This is a genomic window from Nostoc sp. UCD121 (assembly GCF_014222285.1).
In the GTDB taxonomy this organism is placed as follows: Bacteria; Cyanobacteriota; Cyanobacteriia; order Cyanobacteriales; family Nostocaceae; genus Nostoc.
This window is the reverse complement of record NZ_JACKZS010000437.1, coordinates 1-1,913: the sequence shown is the minus strand read 5'-3', so window position 1 is coordinate 1,913 and position 1,913 is coordinate 1. Positions and strand designations below refer to the sequence as shown.

Genomic DNA, 1,913 nt, shown 5'->3' with positions numbered 1-1,913 from the left:
GGACAAGGGGACAAGGGGACAAGCCAAATAATCAATCCCCAGTCCCTAGTCCCCAGTCCCCAGTCCCCAGTTCCCCATTTTGATCCGTTACAACTTCCAGAAAACGCAGTGGAACGCTTGGGTATTTTACACAGTTTTCCTGACTGGATTATTCAAGTCTGGTTAGAACAACTGGGTTTGACCGATACAGAACAACTGTGTGAATGGATGAACCAATCACCAACAATTGACTTGCGTATCAACCCACTTTGCACTTCAATCGAAGAAGTTGAGGCGGCTTTGCAATCTGTTGGTCTTTTGGTAAGACGGATTCCTGATTTACCCCAAGCTTTAAGATTCATGGGTAATACTGGGTCAATTCAAAAACTACCTGGTTTTAAAGAAGGTTGGTGGACTGTACAAGATGCTAGCGCCCAATTGGTAAGTCATTTGCTCGACCCCCAGCCAGGTGAGGTGGTAATTGATGCCTGTGCTGCACCTGGGGGTAAAACAACCCACATTGCTGAATTGATGGCAGATAGCGGGAAAATTTGGGCTTGCGATCGCACTGCTTCTCGTCTTCGCAAACTTCAAGAAAATTCTCAACGCCTAAATTTACAATCTATCCAAATTTACACTGGCGACAGCCGCCATTCCAACCAATTTAAAAACACCGCAGACCGCGTATTACTTGATGCTCCATGTTCTGGGTTAGGAACCATGCACCGTCATGCTGATGCTCGTTGGCGACAGACACCAGAATCTGTCCGGGAACTTTCGGTGCTGCAAAAAGAATTGTTAACACATACATCAACTTTTGTCAAAGCTGGTGGTGTACTAGTTTATGCCACCTGTACATTGCATCCAGCAGAAAACGAAGAAGTGATTTCGGCATTTTTAGCTAAGTCTCCTCATTGGCAAATTGAGCCTCCAAGGGGCATTGAGTTGGCTGCTTCTGCATATAGCACCCCTCAAGGTTGGTTTAAAGTCTGGCCCCACCGCCAGGACATGGATGGCTTTTTTATGGTTCGCTTAAGAAAAACCAATAATTCCGAGTGAATACTGTTTGGGATTGTACGATTTGATGGTGGCCTGAATCTACCAGAGGAGGCAGCAATGGTTACCCCTTCCAATGTCAAAAACTTAGTTAAAATCCTGATTGGAGCAGCCTGGATTGATGGCAGAATCCAGCCAGAAGAACGGCAATATCTCCGCGAAATAGCTCAAGCGAAAGGTTTGGCTAACGATCCAGAAATTAAGCCTTGGCTATACGAATTAGTTCCTGTACAGCCAAAAGAATGTTATGACTGGGTGCGGGAGTATTTAGGCGATCGCCCCAGCCTTGAAGATTGTGAAAATCTGATTGAAGCCATCAGTGGCTTAATTTATAGCGATGGCGAAGTCGCCGTCGAAGAAGCTAGACTCTTGACAGAATTGCAAGATATAGCGAAGCCAAATGATTCAACTCAACCGATTCAGACTAAACTTCTCAAACAAATTCAAAAGCTTTACCGTCGTTGGGTTGACGTACAAAACTAATCATAGTCAAAAGTTCATAGTCTAATGACTAATGACTAATGACTAATGACTAAATTATGACTTCGGTTTCCCCACACCCGGAGTTTCTTCTTTATCAACTTTAGGCACAAAATCAGGACGCTCTTTGCTTTCCCAACCTGCGGGGCGTTTCGAGTTGTACCAAGCTATTGAACCAATGCTTACAGCAGCAATAAAACCAACGACATACACCAAGGTGAAAGCAAAGGGAAAATGACCACCACCTGTTGCAACTGAATCTGCTGCCTGCATCAATATATGCATGAGTATATTCTCCAATGTTAAGTAACACTACTTGACACACTATAGAATGAGCGTATCACTTAACATCCCCCCCTAGTTTAGTTTGAGCAACTTCATATTGCAGAGAAAAGGGC

3 protein-coding genes are annotated in these 1,913 nt (G+C 44.3%); 2 read left to right on the top strand and 1 reads right to left on the bottom strand.

Annotated elements, in window-relative coordinates; translation table 11 throughout:
- Together rsmB and GNF10_RS36655 are read left to right on the top strand one after the other, a co-directional pair.
- The coding region (gene rsmB, locus GNF10_RS36660) for a 16S rRNA (cytosine(967)-C(5))-methyltransferase RsmB (protein WP_260446387.1) at window positions 1-1,038 on the top strand (1,038 nt) is incomplete at its 5' end.
- 57 nt (window positions 1,039-1,095) lie between these two features.
- On the top strand, window positions 1,096-1,518 hold the full coding sequence (locus tag GNF10_RS36655) for a TerB family tellurite resistance protein (protein ID WP_185581550.1): 423 nt from the start codon (window positions 1,096-1,098) through the stop codon (window positions 1,516-1,518).
- Between the two features lie 54 nt (window positions 1,519-1,572).
- Here GNF10_RS36655 and GNF10_RS36650 read toward each other — a convergent pair whose 3' ends face one another.
- Window positions 1,573-1,800 carry a photosystem II assembly protein Psb35 gene (locus GNF10_RS36650; RefSeq protein WP_114085228.1) on the bottom strand — a complete coding sequence of 76 codons (228 nt, stop codon included), beginning with the start codon at window positions 1,798-1,800 and terminating at the stop codon, window positions 1,573-1,575.
- Window positions 1,801-1,913: the final 113 nt, after the last annotated feature.

Bases quoted from the DNA above. Each gene is read 5' to 3' on its own strand.
- GNF10_RS36655 (WP_185581550.1), top strand. From the start codon at position 1,096: ATGGTTACCCCTTCCAATGTCAAAAACTTAGTTAAAATCCTGATTGGA.
- GNF10_RS36650 (WP_114085228.1), bottom strand. From the start codon at position 1,800: ATGCATATATTGATGCAGGCAGCAGATTCAGTTGCAACAGGTGGTGGT.